Annotated in this window: 15 protein-coding genes and 1 pseudogene; 6 read left to right on the top strand and 10 right to left on the bottom strand. The window is 69.7% G+C overall.

The genetic code is table 11. The features are described from left to right. Positions 1 to 47: 47 nt before the first annotated feature. The 3 genes from ACZZ98_RS08975 (at position 48) to ACZZ98_RS08965 (ending at position 3,071) form a co-directional block, all read left to right on the top strand. Positions 48 to 1,157, top strand: a complete 1,110-nt coding sequence (locus ACZZ98_RS08975) for a ferredoxin reductase (protein WP_463515911.1) — start codon at positions 48 to 50, stop codon at positions 1,155 to 1,157. 88 nt (positions 1,158 to 1,245) lie between these two features. Further along, the gene (locus ACZZ98_RS08970) at positions 1,246 to 2,562 is read left to right on the top strand and encodes a fatty acid desaturase family protein (RefSeq protein ID WP_463515910.1); all 1,317 of its coding nucleotides are present in this window, start codon (positions 1,246 to 1,248) and stop codon (positions 2,560 to 2,562) included. A gap of 5 nt (positions 2,563 to 2,567) precedes the next feature. Beyond that, the gene (locus tag ACZZ98_RS08965; RefSeq protein WP_463515909.1) at positions 2,568 to 3,071 is read left to right on the top strand and encodes a DUF427 domain-containing protein; all 504 of its coding nucleotides are present in this window, start codon (positions 2,568 to 2,570) and stop codon (positions 3,069 to 3,071) included. Positions 3,072 to 3,128: 57 nt separating this feature from the next. Here the strand turns inward: ACZZ98_RS08965 and ACZZ98_RS08960 are convergent, their stop codons facing one another. From ACZZ98_RS08960 to ACZZ98_RS08920, 9 genes and pseudogenes are all read right to left on the bottom strand, one after another. After that, on the bottom strand, positions 3,129 to 3,752 hold the full coding sequence (locus ACZZ98_RS08960) for an SDR family NAD(P)-dependent oxidoreductase (RefSeq protein WP_463515908.1): 624 nt from the start codon (positions 3,750 to 3,752) through the stop codon (positions 3,129 to 3,131). Beyond that, on the bottom strand, positions 3,634 to 5,061 hold the full coding sequence (locus tag ACZZ98_RS08955) for a sialidase family protein (RefSeq protein ID WP_463515907.1): 1,428 nt from the start codon (positions 5,059 to 5,061) through the stop codon (positions 3,634 to 3,636). The genes ACZZ98_RS08960 and ACZZ98_RS08955 overlap by 119 nt, the downstream gene beginning before the upstream one ends. Then, complete coding sequence (locus tag ACZZ98_RS08950) at positions 5,058 to 5,849, bottom strand: HpcH/HpaI aldolase family protein (protein WP_463515906.1); 792 nt, start codon at positions 5,847 to 5,849, stop codon at positions 5,058 to 5,060. The genes ACZZ98_RS08955 and ACZZ98_RS08950 overlap by 4 nt, the downstream gene beginning before the upstream one ends. Before the next feature lie 32 nt (positions 5,850 to 5,881). After that, a complete protein-coding gene (locus tag ACZZ98_RS08945) occupies positions 5,882 to 6,862 on the bottom strand; it encodes an aldo/keto reductase (protein WP_463515905.1) in 981 nt (326 codons plus the stop codon). After that, positions 6,859 to 7,770, bottom strand: a complete 912-nt coding sequence (locus tag ACZZ98_RS08940) for an ABC transporter ATP-binding protein (RefSeq protein WP_463515904.1) — start codon at positions 7,768 to 7,770, stop codon at positions 6,859 to 6,861. The genes ACZZ98_RS08945 and ACZZ98_RS08940 overlap by 4 nt, the downstream gene beginning before the upstream one ends. Continuing rightward, positions 7,767 to 8,627 (bottom strand): ABC transporter ATP-binding protein, encoded by an 861-nt coding sequence (locus ACZZ98_RS08935; RefSeq protein WP_463515903.1) that lies wholly within the window; start codon positions 8,625 to 8,627, stop codon positions 7,767 to 7,769. Before ACZZ98_RS08935 ends, ACZZ98_RS08940 begins: the two co-directional genes overlap by 4 nt. Then, positions 8,627 to 9,586, bottom strand: coding sequence for an ABC transporter permease (locus ACZZ98_RS08930; RefSeq protein ID WP_463515902.1), 960 nt, complete (start codon positions 9,584 to 9,586; stop codon positions 8,627 to 8,629). Before ACZZ98_RS08930 ends, ACZZ98_RS08935 begins: the two co-directional genes overlap by 1 nt. Beyond that, on the bottom strand, positions 9,583 to 10,467 hold the full coding sequence (locus ACZZ98_RS08925) for an ABC transporter permease (protein ID WP_463515901.1): 885 nt from the start codon (positions 10,465 to 10,467) through the stop codon (positions 9,583 to 9,585). Before ACZZ98_RS08925 ends, ACZZ98_RS08930 begins: the two co-directional genes overlap by 4 nt. A gap of 376 nt (positions 10,468 to 10,843) precedes the next feature. Then, a pseudogene (locus tag ACZZ98_RS08920) lies at positions 10,844 to 12,058 on the bottom strand (ABC transporter substrate-binding protein); the annotation flags it as partial. A gap of 306 nt (positions 12,059 to 12,364) precedes the next feature. On the opposite strand from ACZZ98_RS08920, the gene ACZZ98_RS08915 reads away from it, so the two are divergent. From ACZZ98_RS08915 to ACZZ98_RS08905, 3 genes are read left to right on the top strand one after another with little or no spacing between them, the layout of a single operon-like run. Then, complete coding sequence (locus tag ACZZ98_RS08915; protein WP_463515900.1) at positions 12,365 to 13,615, top strand: four-carbon acid sugar kinase family protein; 1,251 nt, start codon at positions 12,365 to 12,367, stop codon at positions 13,613 to 13,615. Next, positions 13,578 to 14,606, top strand: coding sequence for a 4-hydroxythreonine-4-phosphate dehydrogenase PdxA (gene pdxA / locus ACZZ98_RS08910; protein WP_463515899.1), 1,029 nt, complete (start codon positions 13,578 to 13,580; stop codon positions 14,604 to 14,606). The genes ACZZ98_RS08915 and pdxA overlap by 38 nt, the downstream gene beginning before the upstream one ends. A 40-nt stretch (positions 14,607 to 14,646) precedes the next feature. Next, positions 14,647 to 15,441 carry a DeoR/GlpR family DNA-binding transcription regulator gene (locus ACZZ98_RS08905; protein WP_463515898.1) on the top strand — a complete coding sequence of 265 codons (795 nt, stop codon included), beginning with the start codon at positions 14,647 to 14,649 and terminating at the stop codon, positions 15,439 to 15,441. Positions 15,442 to 15,473: 32 nt separating this feature from the next. Here ACZZ98_RS08905 and ACZZ98_RS08900 read toward each other — a convergent pair whose 3' ends face one another. Then, positions 15,474 to 16,976: a CoA-acylating methylmalonate-semialdehyde dehydrogenase gene (locus ACZZ98_RS08900; RefSeq protein ID WP_463515897.1), complete on the bottom strand. Its 1,503-nt coding sequence runs from the start codon at positions 16,974 to 16,976 to the stop codon at positions 15,474 to 15,476. Positions 16,977 to 16,978 lie beyond the last annotated feature (2 nt).

Here is a 16,978-nt window from a genome sequence, read left to right as displayed (position 1 = left end):
TACCTACGGACTAGTAAGTTACGTTGCCGTAGGTTACGCTGGCGTATGTGACCGCAACCCTGAACCGCACCGCTCCGAGCCAGCGCAACCCGCGACTCGCCGGTCTCTTCGACGGAGCCCGCAAGGTCGCCCATGCGCTCGCCAGTCCCCTCGTGCCGGCCGACTACCTCGACCTCATCGACCCGATGCGCGCCGGCGCCGACCTGCGCGGTCGCATCGTGTCCATTACGCCCGAGACCGCCGACGCCGCGACGATCACGATCCGTCCCGGTCGTGGGTGGGCCGGCCACCGTCCGGGGCAGTACATCCGCGTCGGCATCGACGTCGACGGCGTCCGCCACTGGCGCGCCTACTCACTCACCCACCGCGCCGATGGCGACGACGGCCTCATCAGCATCACGACCAAGGCGATCCCCGACGGCAAGGTGAGCAACCAGCTCGTCCGCGCCACCGCTCCGGGCACGCTCGTCATGCTCGACCAGGCGACGGGCGACTTCACCCTCCCGCAGACCCTGCCGGACAAGGCGCTCTTCCTCACGGCCGGCTCCGGCATCACCCCCGTCATCGGCATGCTGCGCAACCACCTCGGCGACCTCGCCGACGTCGCGCACATCCACTGCGCACCCACCGAGGCCGACGTCATCTTCCGTGACGAGCTGCGCGGGTATGCCGCCGCGAGCCGGCTCACGCTGCACGAGAACCACGACGACGTGGCCGGGATCTTCGACCTCGCCTCCCTCGACCGGCTCGTGCCGGACTGGCGCGAGCGTGAGGTGTGGGTCTGCGGTCCGACCGGCCTGCTCGATGCTGCCGAGTCCCACTGGGAGAGCGCCGGCCTCGCCGACCGGCTGCACGTCGAGCGCTTCCGGCCCAGCGTGGTCGAGCCCGGCGAGGGTGGCACCGTCACCTTCACCAAGACCAGCGTCACCCTCGAAGCCGATGGTGGCACCCCGATCCTCGACGCCGGCGAAGCCGCTGGTGTCCTCATGCCGAGTGGCTGCCGGATGGGCATCTGCTTCGGCTGCGTCGTCACCATGCGTGAGGGATCCGTGCGCGACCTGCGCAGCGGCGACATCACGTCCGGTGAGGACGGCGAGAACGTGAAGATCCAGACCTGCGTCAGCGCCGTCGCCGGTCGCTGCGACATCGAACTCTGACCACCCCAACCCAGCCTTGTGTGTTTGAGAGCGAGGTATACCTCGCTCTCAGGCACACAAGGCGAAGAGTCAAGGAGCTGAGCCCCACATGACCCTCGCCCCCGAACGCACCCGGACCAGCACCGAGAACCCGAACATGCCCGCAGCGGCGGTGAACTCGCGGTTGCGCGTCACGAGCGCCGAGCCCCGCCCGCAGCGCCCCGAGTTCAAGAAGTCCGGCAAGCCCAACCCGGCCGCCCACCTCTCCCCCGAGCAGATCGAGGAGATCGGCCGCGAGCTCGACGCTCTCCGCGCCGAGGTGATGGACTCCCGCGGAGCAAGCGACGCGGCATACATCCGCAAGGTCATCGCGGTCCAGCGCTACCTCGAGATGGGCAGCCGCGCCGCGCTCCTCTTCTCGGGCGTCAAGTACAAGGGCATCCGCCCGATGTGGTGGCTCGGCACCGCCGGTCTGTCCGTCGCCAAGATCCTCGAGAACATGGAGATCGGGCACAACGTCATGCACGGCCAGTGGGACTGGATGCGTGACCCCAAGATCCACTCGACCGCGTGGGAGTGGGACAACGCCAGCCCGGCGAGCCAGTGGAAGCACAGCCACAACGAGATCCACCACACCTTCACCAACGTGCTCGGCCGCGACAACGACCTCGGCTACGGCATCCTGCGTGTCGACGAGGACCAGAAGTGGGCGCTGTTCTACCTCTTCCAGCCGGTCTGGCACGTCCTCAACGCGCTCATCTTCGAGTACTCCATCGCGGCCTACGACCTCGAGCTCGGCGGCTACCTCGCCAAGAAGAACCGGATGAGCGAGGAGGACAAGGCGCAGTTCCGCAGGAACGCCCAGGAGACGCTGGCCAAGATCAAGCGCCAGGCGACCAAGGACTACGTCGTGCACCCCGCGATGGCGGCCGCGACCTTCACCGGCTCCACCCGGCACACCCTCACCGCCAACATCGTCGCCAACCTCGTCCGCAACGTGTGGACCAACACGATCATCATCTGCGGCCACTTCCCGCCCGGGATCGAGACGTTCGAGAAGACCTCGATCGACGGCGAGACCCGTGGCGAGTGGTACCTCCGCCAGATGCTCGGCTCGGGCAACATCCGCGGCTCGAAGGCCATGCACGTCATGTCCGGCAACCTCAGCCACCAGATCGAGCACCACCTCTTCCCGGACATGCCGAGCAACCGCTACGCCGAGATCGCGCCGAGGATCCGCGACCTCATGGAGCGCAACGAGCTCAAGTACGTCACCGGCACACTTGCCAAGCAGGTCGGCGGCGTCTACTGGAAGGTCGTCGAGCTGTCGCTCCCGCCCAAGCGCGAGGGCACGACGCGTCGCGCGACGGTCCTGCGCGCAGCCAAGAAGGCGCTCAGGACGAAGTCCTCGGGCCGCCGCTACTGACTCTCATGAGTTCGTCGTGGCCCAAGCCTGAAACTGCAGCGCCCGGGCAGGAGTCGGTGTGGGACTACCCACGGCCGCCACGGGTCGAGCCCTCCACGGAGCTGGTGCAGATCGCTCTGGGTGGCGCGCTGGTCGCGAGCTCCACCGCCACACTCCGTGTCCTGGAGACCAGCCACCCGCCGACCTACTACGTGCCGATGGCCGACTTCGCCGCCGGGGTCCTGCGTCGTGCGCAGGGTTCGAGCTGGTGCGAGTTCAAGGGCGCCGCAGCCTATTTCGACGTCGTCAGTGGTGGGGCGGTTGCGCGCAGCGCGGCGTGGACCTATCCCGACCCGACGCCGGGCTTCGAGACGCTGGTGGGCCACGTCGCCGTCATGCCGGCGGCCATGGACGAGTGCCGCGTCGACGGCGAGGTGGTCATCCCGCAGGAGGGCGGGTTCTATGGGGGGTGGATCACGAGCCGCGTCGTCGGACCGTTCAAGGGCGGGCCCGGCACTCGCGGCTGGTGACTCGGCCAGCGCCAAGAAGCGCGTCGGCTCCCGCGGGCGCCCGCACTTCGGGCGTCCTCAGGGAAGTGAGGCGCCGCCGCAGATCTGCCAGTGCTGACCGGTGACCATGGCGCCCGAGGGTGCGAGGAGAAAGGCGACGAGAGCGGCGACCTCGTCCGGCTCGACCAAGCGTCCGAGCGGCGGCAGGACGACCGGGGTGGTGGCGCGACGCGGCTCCTCGACCATCGGGGTGCGGGTCGGACCCGGCTCCACCACGTTGACGGTCACGCCCCGACCGGACAGCTCCGCCGCCCAGGAGCGGGCCAGTGCCCGCAACGCCGCCTTGCTCGCGGCATAGAGGCTCTTGCCCGGGGCCCCGTCGGCCGTTCGGCTGCCGACGAGGACGATCCGTCCCCCGTCGGTGAGCTCGGGGAGCACCGTGTGCACGATCGCGACGGCTGCGGTGACGTGCACGGCATACATGCGTTCTCCCGCAGAGGGATCGAGCACCTCGATGGTGCCGCTCTCCTGGAAGCCAGCCGCGTGGACGATCCCGCGCACCGACCCCAGCCCGGCAACGGCATCAGGGATCGAGGAGGTGTCGGACAGGTCGCACGGCCGCCACGTCACACCCGGGACGTCCGGCTCGCGGCGTGACAGTGCGACCACCCTGGTCCCCTCGGAGACGAGTCGGGACGCCACGGCCCGGCCGATCCCCGAGCTGGCGCCGGTGACCAGGACAGCGGGTGCCGCAGTCGGACCGGTCACGCGAGGGCAGGGCCGGGGGATGCACCCGGCACGGCCTCCGGCGGAAGCCGGACGTAGCGGATCGCCTTGCGGTGATGGGTGAACGCGACGTGGACCACGCCGTCAGGTCCCTGGACGAGCGACGGGTAGCGAGCTCGCGGTTCAGCCCGTCGCGAGAGTTGTTGGACAGGGCGTACCCGTCGCCGTCAGCGAGCAGCCGGCGCTCCGGCCAGGTGAGCCCGTCGTCGGCCGAGACGGCCAGGGTCAAGGGGGCACGGGGAGCGCCCCAGAAGGCACGTCGGGCGTCCTCGTCCCCGGACACCTCGACCACCGAGGGCGCCGCGCCCTCGACGAGGCCGTCGTCGTCCACCTCGTCGTAGAGCGAGGCACGACGGCCGACCGCGTCGAGGCGGCTGGCCTCGTTGAGGACCATCGCGACGCGGCCGTCGGTGAGACGGGTGGCCTGCACGGAGGAGTTGTTGTTCGGCAGCGGCGTCGGCTCGGGGGCAGACCAGTGCACCCCGTCGGGCGAGGTGCTGCGGTGGACGTGGTCGGCCCAACGGCTGCGGTAGTACGCGGTGTAGCCGCCATCCGGTCCGGGCGCGACGACATTCATGTGCACCGCACCCACCGAGTCGGGCACCGGGAGCTCGGACCAGCTGTCGCCGGCGTCGGACGACATCCAGACGCTGCTCCGGTCATGGTCACCCACCCACACCTCACCCTCGACGGGGACGCAGGCGAACGTCGGCAGCACCCACCGACCGTCGGGCAGAACGACGGGGGTCTGACGGACGAAGACTCCCTCACCCTCCTTGACGAGCAGCTCACGCTGCGGGCCCCACGTCCTGCCGCCGTCGTCGGACGTGCGGACCCGGACGACGGCGGTGTCCTGGTTCCCCGCGCGCTGCGCGGTCCAGAAGAGCCAGAGCAGCCCGTCGGGTGCGGTGAACAGGACCGGGTTCTGCTCCGAACGGGTCGGGTCGTCGCTCAGCTGCACCGGTGTGGACCACGGGCTCGCGTCGTCATCGGGTCGGCGGGAGAACCAGACGCTGATGTCGCCCACGCCCTCCTGGGTGCCGCCGAACCACACGCAACCAAGGTCGCCGCCCGGCAGGAGAGCGAGGTTGGCCGCGTGCGCCTGCACCGTCGGCGAGGGCAGGTAGGCCTCGCGGAGACCGTCGTCGCGGGTGCGCAGGACGCCGTCGGCCCGGAGCTCGTCGCCGTCGCCGCTGCCGTTGACGGTCTGTGTCGGAGCCGTCACTGCTCGCTCCGCGCAGCGGTGAGGTGGTCGGCGGCGGAGCGCTCGAGATGGGTCAGGTCCGAGGAGACGGTCGCGAAGGTGAATCCCTCAGCGAGACGCCGGGCCGCGTCAGCGCCCGAAGCGGTGTGTATGCCGGCTGCGACGCCTGCGTTGGCGGCCGCCTCCCGGACGCGGACGAGGGCGGCCTCGAAGACGTCGGCGACATCGGGGTCACCCGGGTAGGCGCCGCCCACGGCGATGCAGAGGTCGGACGGGCCGACGTAGACACCCACGAGACCCGGGACGGCGCAGATCTCCTCGACGTTCGCCAGGCCCTCCGGCGTCTCGATCATCGCCAGGCAGGCCACGGCGGCGTTGGACTCCGCGGGCTTCGGGCCGATCCGCAGAGCCGAGCGCATCGGTCCGTAGGAGCGGACGCCCAGGGGCGGGTACATCGCCGCGGACACCGCACGAGCGGCATCGTCGGCAGAGTTGACGAGCGGGACGATGACACCCGCCGCCCCCGCGTCGAGTGCCTGCCCGATGAGGAAGGGGTCGTTCGCGCCGACCCGCACGAGTCCGACCGACGCCCCCCCGGCGTCCACCGCGGTGAGGGCGCGCAGGATGCCTGAGTACTCGACGAGGCCGTGCTGACCGTCGACGCAGACGTAGTCGTACCCCAGGCGGGCCAGGCGTTCTGTGGCCACCGGTGCGTCGAGGACGACCCAGTACCCCAGGGCGCGCTCGCGGCGCCGAAGTCGGTCGGTGAAACCAGAGGCGGTGGGACGGAGGTCGTGGGGGTTCGTCACGTCGGGACTCTCTCGGTGGGTGTTGGCGGGAATCAGGTCAGCGGTTGTAGGCGGGCATGGGGCCGTGGAGGGCTGCGCCCACTGCGTCGCAGGCGTCGAGGACGTCCTGCGGCAAGGCTCCGCGACCGCCGGCCTCGAGGTTCGAGCGGAGCTTGCTCGGGCTTGGACCCCCCGAGCAGGACGGCGGTGACGACAGGTCGCGACAGGAGCCAGCGCAGGGCGAGCTCTGGCAGCCCCATGCCCGCCTCGGCGGCGATCCGCTCCAGCGCCTCCACCGCGTCGAAGAGGGTGCGGTTCCAGTAGCGGTCCTTGTACATCTGGGCCAGGGCGGAGGTGCCGAACCGTCCCTCGGCCGGAGCCTCGTCGAAGCGGTGCCGTCCGGTGAGCAGGCCGCCACCGAGCGGGTTGTAGACCACGGTCGCGAGCTCGTGCGTCGCAGCGAACTCGGCGTACTCGGACTCGATGCGCCGCGCGACGAGGTTGTAGAGCTGTTGCCCCACGACCGGTCGCGGGGCGCCGGCCCGGTCACAGGCGGCCTCGACGTCGGCGATCTGCCACGCCGCGAAGTTCGAGACACCGAGCGCCCCGACGAGGCCCTCGTCGACGAGCTCCCGCAGCGCACCGGCAGTCTCGTCGAGCGGGACCGAACGGTCGGGCATGTGCAGGTAGAGCAGGTCCACGCGGTCGGTGCCGAGCCGGTCGAGGCTGGCGCTCAGCGAGCGCCGGATCCCCTCGCGCGAGAGCAGCGGGTGGCCGTCGGCGTCACCGGGATAGATGCCGACCTTCGTCGCCAGGGTGACCTCGTCGCGGCGCCCGGCGAGGATCTCGCCGAGCATGCGCTCGCTGCGCCCCGCGGCATACCCGTTGGCGGTGTCCAGGTGGGTGACGCCCCCCTCGAGGGCCGTGTCGACCATGGCTCGGGCGGTGTCCAGGTCAGCGGTGTCACCGAAGGTCATCGTGCCGAGGACGAGCCGCGACAGCGGTAGCCCCAGTCCGTGCAGCTCCGTGCTCATGGCGCCACCACCGACTTGGCCTGCGTGGTCGCTGATCCGGTGGCGCCCGCAGCAGCCTCCGCTGCGGCCGCACTCTCCGCCGCTCGGGCGGCCGCGATCCCACGGACGACCTCGCGAGGCTTGCGCCCGGTCATCGTCGACGGCTCGAGGGCGCTGCGTCGCAGCATGCGGGTGTAGGCCTCCTGCGGTCTGCTGAGGACGTCCTCTGTCGCGCCCTGCTCGACGACCTGCCCGGCGCGCAGGACCAGGACGTTCTCGCTCAGCCTGCGCACGACGCCGAGGTTGTGGGAGATGGCGAGATAGGTCAGACCTGTGTCTCGGCGAAGGGCGTCGAGGACGCCCAGGATCTGGGCCTGGACACTGACGTCCAGGGCGCTCGTCGCCTCGTCGAGGACGAGCACGTCCGGCTCGGACGCCAGGGCGCGCGCGATACCGATGCGCTGGCGCTGCCCACCGGAGAACTCATGGGGCTTGCGGTCCAGCGCACTCGTGGGCAACCCGACCTGGTCGATGAGCTCGGCGGACCGCTTGTGCCGCACGGACTTCGAGCGCTCGCCGCGGGCCGCGAGCGGCTCGGCGACGATGTCACGTGCACTGAGGTGCGGGTCCAGCGAGCCGTACGGGTCCTGGAACACCATCTGGATGCGGTGCCGGAGAGGCCGGAGCTCGCGGGATCCCATGGGAGCCAGGTCGGTGCCGTCCAGGAGCACTTCGCCGGAGGTCGGCTTGAGGAGTCGGACGAGCGCCTTGGCGATCGTCGACTTCCCGGACCCCGACTCTCCGACGATCGCGAGCGAACCACCGGCGGGGACCGAGAACGACACGTCGTCCACGGCGCGGTAGACGTGCTCACCGGTGCCGTACTCCACGACGAGGTTGCGCACCTCGAGCAGCGGGCGCGTGCTCACGCGACACCTCCGTCGGTCGTGACGGCGGCGGGGACACCCGAGGGCGCGTCGTCGTCGTCGGGGTCCTGCCAGGGCCCCAGGGCGGGGATGGCTGCGAGCAGGGCTCTGGTGTAGTCGTGCGCCGGGGCGTCGACGACCTGCTCGACCGGTCCGCTCTCGACGAACCGACCGGACTTCATGACATGGATGCGATCACTCATGAGCCGGGCCACCCCGAGGTCGTGGGTGATGAGCAGCATCGCCGCACCGGTGCGCTCCTGGATCTCGAGGAGCAGGTCGAGGATGCCCGCCTGCACCGTGACGTCAAGTGCCGAGGTGGGCTCGTCGGCGACGATGAGGGCCGCCTCGGCCGAGAGCGCCATCGCGATGAGCACGCGCTGCAGCATGCCGCCTGAGAGCTCGTGCGGATACTGCTTCAACCGCCGCTCGGGCACGCTGAGGTGCACCTGGCGCAGGAGCTCGAGGGCTCTGGCCGACGCGTCCCTCTTGGACAGAGCACCGTGCGCCAGCCGGATCGCCTCGACCATCTGCTTCTCGATGGTCGCGATTGGGTTGAGTGCCGTCATCGGGTCCTGCGGGATGAGCGCGACCGATCGTCCTCGCAGCGTCGTGACGTGCTTGCGGGTGGACACCACGTCCTTGCCCTCGATCTCGGCCGCGCCGGTGATGACGGCGAGGTCGTCAGGGAGCAGTCGCAGCAGCGCCATGGCGGTCGTCGACTTGCCCGACCCGGACTCACCGATGATCGTCACGGTCTCGCCGTGGTCGATGTGGAAGCTGATGCCGTCGACGGCACGCACGACCCCGCTGAGGGTCATGAGGTCGACAGTGAGGTCGCGGACGTCGAGGACCTTCATCAGCTGGTCACCGCCTTGGCGCGCCGGACCCGGTCTCGCAACCCGTCGCCGAGCAGGTTCACACCGACCACGAGGAGGGCGATCGCCAAGCCGGGGATGGTCACGAGCCACCACTCACCGGTGACGAAGAGCTCTCGACCGTCGCTGATGATGCCGCCCCAGGTCGGGTACGGCCGCTGGACACCGGCGCCGAGGAACGACAGCGCGCTCTCGAGCAGCACGGCCTGCGCGAGGAGCAGGAAGACGACGACGAGGGTCTGGGACAGGATGTTGGGGATGATGTGGCGCAGGATGATCGTCGGCTTGCGCAGGCCGAGGACCTGCGCCGCCGCGACATAGGGCTTCTCGCGTTCGACCAGGACCAAGGCTCTGGTCAGCCGAGCCGGTTCGGGCCACTGGGCGAGCGCGATGACCAGGGTGATGACCGGCACCGACGGCCCGAACAGCGCCACGACGAGCAGCAGCATGAGCAGCAGGGGCAACGACATCTGGGCCTCGAGGAGCCGGGAGATGACCGAGTCGACCCAGCCGCCGAAGTAGCCCGCGCTGGCGCCGGCGACGACACCGATCACACCGGAGAGCACGATCGCGAGGAAGCCGATGAGCAGCGACGTCTGGCCACCGAAGAGGATGCGTGACAGCAGGTCCCGACCGTTGGGGTCGGTACCGAGGAGGTGACCGGGGCTGAGCGGCGGCAGGTGGGACGCCGCGAGGTCTCCACGCAGCGGGTCGGGCAGCGGCAGGACGTTCGCGAGCAGGACGGGCAGCACGACCAGAGCCGTGCAGAACGCTCCCACCCACATCTTGACGGTGCTGTAGCGAGCCTTCCGCGCAGCGGCAGACGTGCGCAGCAGTCGCCCGGCCGGTCCCGCGGCAGGCTCGGTCGCACGGTCGCGCGCCGCGCCGTCGGGGCCCGTTGCGCCGGGGATCGTGGCGTCCGGTGCGGTGGTGTCGCTCACGAGCGCGCCTCCTGTCCGAGTCGGACCCGGGGGTCCATGAGGGGGTAGAGCAGGTCGACGAGCAGCTGGACGACGAGTGCCAGCACGACTGTCACGAGCACGGTGGCCTGGATGAGCGGGAAGTCGCGGCGCTCGAGGGCGTCGACGACGAGCTCGCCGACGCCGGGCCACTTGAAGACGACCTCGACGATGACGACACCGTTGAGCATGGCGGCGAACCTGGTCCCGAGAGCGGTGACGACCGGGATGGCCGAGTTGGCGAAGGCGTAGCGCCAGGTGAGGGTTCGCTCCGAGACCCCGCGAGACCGGGCGATCGTGAGGTACGGCGCGGTGAGGTTGACGACCATCTCGCGACGGACGAGCCGTGAGATGAGCGCGACCTGGAGGATGACGATCGTCAGGCAGGGCAGGACGATCGAGCTGATCGAGGTGAACCCGGCGGGGGCGAACCAGCCGAGGTTCACGGCGAAGACGATGAGCAGGACGAAGCCGATCCAGAAGTCAGGCATGGACTGCCCGGCAATGGTCGCCATGTTGGCCCCGAGCTCGGGCGCCGTGTCCCGCCTGCGCGCCATCCAGACCCCCAGCGGGATCGCGATGAGAGCCGTGACGACGATGGCCACGACGGCCAGCGTGAGGGTGTACGGCAGGCGGTCGAGGACGACCTCGAGCGCGCCCTTGCGGAACTGGAACGACTGACCCAGGTCACCTCGGGCGAGCTGCCCGAGGTAGCCGAGGTACTGCTGCAGGATCGGCTGGTCCAGCCCGAACTGCTCGCGGATGGCGTCGAGCTGTTCGCTCGAGGGGTTCGGCGGGGCGTAGTTCACTGCCGGGTCGCCGGGAGCCATCCGGAGGAGGATGAACACCGCGGTGATCGTCATCCACGCCGTGAAGACGGTCTGCGCGATGCGCTTGAGGACGTAGCGGCGCATGGCTCAGCCTGACACCTTGACCTTCGCCAGGTCGTAGGAGTTGGTCGGGGAGAAGCTCGAGGGTCGTCACCCGCTTGCGCTTGGCGAGGACGTTGTCCGGGGTCCAGGCCCACATCGCCGGCCACTGTGCCCAGATCTGCTCCTGCGCGTCCTTGAGCAGCGTGTCGCGAGCTCCCTGGTCGGGCTCGGCCGAGGCCTTGTCCAGCAGTGCGGTGATCTCCGGGAAGACGAAGCCGTGGTAGCTGTCGCGCGTCTTCTCCTTCTCCGCGGTGCCGCCGTACTGGCCCTGCAGGTTGGTGAGCGCCAGACCGGTCTGGTTGCCGTAGCCGTTGCCGAGCACGTCCCAGTCCCCTGCCTCGCCACGGCGCCAGGTGTTGATCTCGCCACCCTTGGGGATCTGCTTGAGGGTGACCGTGACACCGACGTCGCCGAGCATCCCGGCGATGGCCTCCATGACCCGCGCGGCGCCGGCGAACTCGGAGTCCTCCCAGATGAAGGTGAGCTTCAGGCCCGTCACGCCTTCGGCGGCGAGCATCGACTTCGCCTTGGCCGGGTCGAACGTGTACTTGCCCGTGGAGACGAAGCCGGCCAAGGTCTTCGGGACGACTCCCTCGGCGGACGAGACCAGGCCGTTCATCAGGGACTTGATGAGGGCCTCGTGGTCGACGGCGAAGGAGAGGGCTTCACGCACCTTGGGGTTCGACAGCGGGTGGCCGGCCGGCTTGCGGAAGTTGTAGAAGAGGTGGATGAGGCGGGTGCCCGGGCCCTGGACGAGCTCGATGTCCGAGTTCTTCTTGAGGGCGTTGGCCGACTCGGGGGTGATCGTGTCGATGACGTCGGCCTGGCCGGAGGTGATGGCGATGACTCGCGAGCCCTCCTCCTCCTGGTAGGAGACCTTGACCTCGTCCAGCAGTGCCTTCTCACCCCAGTAGTTCTCGTTGCGGACCAGCCGATAGGTGCCGGTGCCCGAGTCGGCCTCCGCGACCGTGAACGGGCCGGACCCGATCCCCTCGCGCAGCTCCTCCGCCTTGTTGGCTGCGGCGGGTGTGATGAGGATGTTGGACATGAGCGAGTCGAGCGTCACGAGGGGGTTCTTCGTCGTGAGCGTGAACGAGGTGTCATCGACCTTGGCGAAGGTCGGCTGCTCGGGGAACTGGGAGGCGACGTAGCCGGCCTTGACCTGGAAGTAGAGCTTGAGCGCGGTCTCGACGTCCTCGACGGTGACCTTGGTCTTGTCGGAGTACTGGATGTCGCTCCGCAGCTTGACCGTCCACACGGTGGGCGCGGTCTGCTCGAACGACTCGGCGAGGACGAGCTCCGGCTTGAGGTCGCTGCCGATGCGCGTGAGGGCCTCGCGCACGGCGCGCTGCACGGTGACCGCCGCGTCGTACTGGTTCAGCTTGTTGTCGAGGCTCACCAGGTTGCGGTTGAGGACGACGGTGAGCGTGCCACCGGCTGCTCCGGCCGCTCCACCCGTGCCACTCTCGGTGGTCTGCGGGCCGGCGCAGGCGGTCAGTGCCGAGCCGACGGCGGTGGTCATCCCGAACACCCCCGCGAGCTGCAGGATGGCCCGTCGGGACGGGGCGCGGCGTGCGGTGTCCTGGGTCCCAGCGGACTTGACGACGTCGAACATGAGCTTCCTCCTTGAAGTCTCTGGCCCGGTCCCAGGTGGCACCGTTGCTGAAACCACGATAGACACTGTTGCGTGTTGTGCGCAATACCTGTAGCGTAATTTGCGTCAACTTCGCAGGTATGCCGTCGTGCAGCTCTTCCCAGCCCCTTCGGTTCCAGCCATGTCAGTTCGACTGTCTCGCAGCGTTACTCACCCAACGGAGGGGAATCGGCCATGACGGACCTCGTGATTCTCGCCGACGACCTCTCCGGCGCAAGCGAGTCGGCTGCAACGGCACTTATGCGCACAACACGCATAACGGTGCAACTGATGGACGAGGCCGGACCAGAAATCGCCACCGCGAACGCCGACGATCCCCGCGTCGTCGCCGTTGACCTGGACACGCGGCGAGCTGATCCCACCACCGTCGCCACCGCGGTCAGTCGAGCCACCGACCTCATCGCCCCCGGCTCTCTCGTGCTCGTCAAGATCGACTCGATCCTGCGGGGTCGCCCCGACCGCCTCATCGCTGCTGTGCGCGACGCACTCACGAGCACGGACGTGCCGACGCTCACGGTCGTCTGCCCGGCCACACCCTCGGTCGGACGATCGGTGGTCGGTGGGATCGTCCACGTCCACGGAACGCCTCTGGCCGGGACCCACCTGTGGCGCGCCGAAACGGACCCGATGCCCACGTCCGTCGCCGTTGCGGTCGGTGCGCCCGATGCACCGACCGTCCCTCTCGACGTGGTCCGCGGTCCACGCGCGACCTTCGTCGAGACCCTGAGCGGTGCCGCCGGCTCCGCCGTCGTCGTGTGCGACGCGCAGGACGACGCCGACCTCGACGCCATCGTCGCCGCTGCCAGGGAGGTTCCTCGGGTGCGGCCGGTCCTCGTGGGTGCCGGCGCGATGGCCGGAGCCGCTGCCCGTTCTCTTCCTGCCGACGCGACAGTCGGCACCCAGCCCGGCCCGGCCGACCTGTCTCGCATCCTCGTCGTCGTGGGGTCGGCGGCCGGCGCGGTGGCCGACGAGGTCGAGACGCTGCGCAGCTCGGGTGCCGAGGTCCTCGACCTGCCGGTCTCCCAGCTCCTCTCAGGTCGAGCCATGACACAGGGTTCGCAGGCCCGGATCACCGTCATCCGACCGACATCGTCGGAGATCGACCCGACCATCTCGGCAGAGCTCGTCGATGCCCTCGCCCACGCCGTGGTGCCCACGGCCGCCATGGCTGACGCCCTCGTCCTCACCGGGGGTGAGACGGCGCGCGCCGTGCTGTCCCGTCTGGGCGTTCGAGTCCTCACGCCCATCGCCGTCACCGGCGGCGCCGTCACCTCGCGGGCCGACGACGGCCGACTCGTCGTCACCCGACCCGGAAGCTTTCGGTGGGGCATGCAGCCTCGCCGAGATCGTCTCGTCCCTCACCGACCGTTCTTTTCAAGGAGCCGACATGAGCACCACCCCCACCATCGCCGTCACCATGGGTGACGGCGCCGGCATCGGTCCAGAGGTGGTCGTCCGCGCCCTCGTCGACCCGCTCGTCACCGGCACCATGTCCGCTGTCGTCGTGGGTGATGCGGAGCGCCTGAGGGTGGCCGTCGGCCTGATGGGCGTGGAGGCCGAGATCGTCACGGTGGAGACCGTGGCCGAGGCGGTGTTCAGCCCGGGGCGGATCAACGTCATCGACCTCGGTCTGCTCCCTGCCGACCTCCCCTTCGGGCAGCTGTCCGCGATCGCCGGCGACGCGGCATACCACTACGTGCGGGTCGCGAGCGAGCTCGCGATGTCCGGCCAGGTGCAGGCCATCTGCACGGCACCGCTCAACAAGGAGGCCCTGCACGCGGGTGGCCACCTCTTCCCGGGGCACACCGAGCTGCTGGCGCAGCTCACCAACACCGGTGAGGTGTCGATGATGCTCTCGACCGAGCGGGTCAAGGTCATCCACGTCACCACGCACATCGGACTCATCGACGCCGTGGACCGGATCGAGCCCGGCCTCGTCGAGCGCACCATCCGTCGCGGCCATGGTGCTCTGGTCGACGCCGGCTACCCGAACCCGAAGATCGGCGTGTGCGGCATCAACCCCCACGCGGGCGAGAACGGGCTCTTCGGCCGTGGTGAGGAGGAGACCAAGATCGCCCCCGGCGTCGCCGCGGCCCAGGCCGCAGGCATCGATGTCCACGGCCCCCTGCCCGCGGACACGCTGTTCTTCCTGGCCGGCCGCGGGGACTACGACCTCGTCGTCGCGATGTATCACGACCAGGGCCACGGGCCGGTCAAGGTCCTCGGCCTCGAGGCCGGAGTCAACATCACGGTCGGCCTCCCCGTCATCCGCACCTCCGTCGACCACGGGACGGCGTTCGACATCGCCGGCACCGGGAAGGCCGACCACCGCTCGATGATCGAGGCACTGCGCCTGGCGAAGGAGATGGCTCCGGAGCCCGTGACGTCGAGGGCGCCCGACCTGGCGAGCTCGTGACAGTGTGACCGCGTGCCCGACTGGATAGGGTGAACCCACAATGAGCAGGTCGAGATCAGGCACCCGCCGCGACAACATCGTGCAGCTGGCCGCGTCCAACGGTCTGACGAGCGTCGAGGAGCTCTCCGCGACGTTCGGTGTCACCCCCTCGACGATTCGGCGCGACCTGGCCCTGCTCACCGGTGAGGGCAAGTTGGCGCGCACCTACGGAGGTGCGCTCAGCCTCGAGCGCCATCCCGAGGCGTCCCTGCGCGAGCGGCTCGGCGAGGCGCACTCCGCCAAGCGAGCCATCGCCGCGTGGGCCGCGCAGCAGATCGAGCCCGGTGAGAGCGTCCTGCTCGACGGAGGCTCGACGACGGCCGCGCTCGCCCAGGCCATCGTGGGGGTGCATCCGCTCAGCGTCGCGACCATCGGCCTGCCCGCACTCGAGGTGCTCGTCGACGCCGAGCCCGAAGGCCTCGAGATCATCCTGCTCGGCGGACGCCTCCGGCCCCTGAGTCGAAGCTTCGTGGGCTCCGTCGCAGAGCAGGCCCTCGAGCGGATGACCTTCGACCGGGCCTTCATGGGGGCTGACGGGGTGCACGCGGACCGGGGCATCAACGAGAAGGAGCTCGAGCAGACCCGCCTCAAGGAGCTCATGATGGCCCGGGCGGACCAGGTCTACGTCCTGGCGCACGGAGCCAAGATCGACCGCGCGCCCTTTCACGCGTGGGCCGTCATGCCGAGCCGCTGGACCCTGGTCACCGATGGGACGGCGCCACCGGAGGCGTTGGAGGCGTTCCGCGACCGCGGCATCGAGGTCGTCATCGTTCCGGACCTCACAGCTGACTCCTGACCTCGCTCGACCCACGCTGACTCCGGACCGGCTCAGGTGTTCTGCGGGAAGCCGAGGTTGAGGCCACCGTGCGACGGGTCGAGCCAGCGTGAGGTGACGACCTTGCCCCGGGTGAAGAAGTTCACGCCCTCCATGCCGTGCGCGTGGCTGTCGCCGAAGAGCGAGTCCTTCCACCCGCCGAAGGAGTAGTAGGCCATCGGCACGGGGATCGGCACGTTGATGCCCACCATGCCGACCTCGACCTCGTTCTGGAACCGTCGCGCAGCGCCACCGTCGTTGGTGAAGATCGCCGTGCCGTTGCCGTAGGGGTTGGCGTTGATGAGCTCGAGCCCGTCGTCGTAGGACTGCACCCGCAGCACGGAGAGCACCGGCCCGAAGATCTCGTCCTGGTAGACCGACATGTCCGGCGAGACCTTGTCGAAGAGGGTCGGCGCGAGGAAGAAGCCCTCACCGTCGGCGTCGATGGCGCTCTCGCGGCCGTCGATGACGAGCTCGGCCCCGGACTCGACACCTGCGTCGAGGTAGGACGCCACCTTGTCGCGGTGCTGCCTGGTGACGAGCGGCCCCATGTCCGTGCCCCGCGTGCCGTCGCCGGTGACGAGCTTGCCGACGCGGTCCTTGATCTTCTCGATGAGCTCGTCGGCGATCGGCTCGACGGCCACGAGGGCCGAGATGGCCATGCACCGCTCGCCTGCCGACCCGAAGCCGGCGTTGACCGCGGCGTCGGCGGCGAGGTCGAGGTCGGCGTCCGGGAGGACGAGCATGTGGTTCTTGGCGCCGCCGAGCGCCTGGACCCGCTTGCCGTGCGCCGTCCCCGTCTCATAGACGTAGCGCGCGATGGGCGTCGACCCGACGAAGGACACGGCGCGCACGTCGGGGTGGGTGAGGAGGGCGTCGACCGCCTCCTTGTCCCCGTGCACGACGTTCATGACGCCGTCGGGCAGGCCGGCCTCGCGCCAGAGCTGCGCCACGGCAAGCACGGCCGAGGGGTCCTTCTCGCTGGGCTTGAGGACGACGGCGTTGCCACAGGCGATCGCCACGGGCACGAACCACAACGGCACCATCGCCGGGAAGTTGAACGGCGAGATCACCGCGACGACGCCCAGCGACTGCCTGATCGAGTAGACGTCGACCTTGGTCGAGGCGTTCTCGGTGTAGCCGCCCTTGAGCAGGTGCGGTATGCCGCAGGCGAACTCGGCGACCTCGAGGCCGCGCGTCACCTCACCCAGTGCGTCGGAGAGGACCTTGCCGTGCTCGGCCGTGATGAGAGCGGCGATGTCCTCCTTGCGCTCGTTGAGCAGCTCACGGAAGCGGAAGAGCACCTGCGTCCGCTTGGACAACGACGAGCTGCCCCACCCAGAGGCCCATGCCTCTCTGGCCTTCGCCACCACCTCGCCGACGAGCTCCGCCGAGGCCAGGTCGAGAGCGCCGGTCTCCTCACCCGTGGCGGGGTTGTAGACGGCACTGGTGCGTTCGGCCGTGCCGTCCCAGGCCTGACCGGCGATGAGGTGGGTGATGCGGGTGGGAGTGCTCATGG

It is taken from the genome of Knoellia sp. AC549 (assembly GCF_979258975.1).
This window is presented reverse-complemented; position numbering and strand designations above follow the sequence as displayed.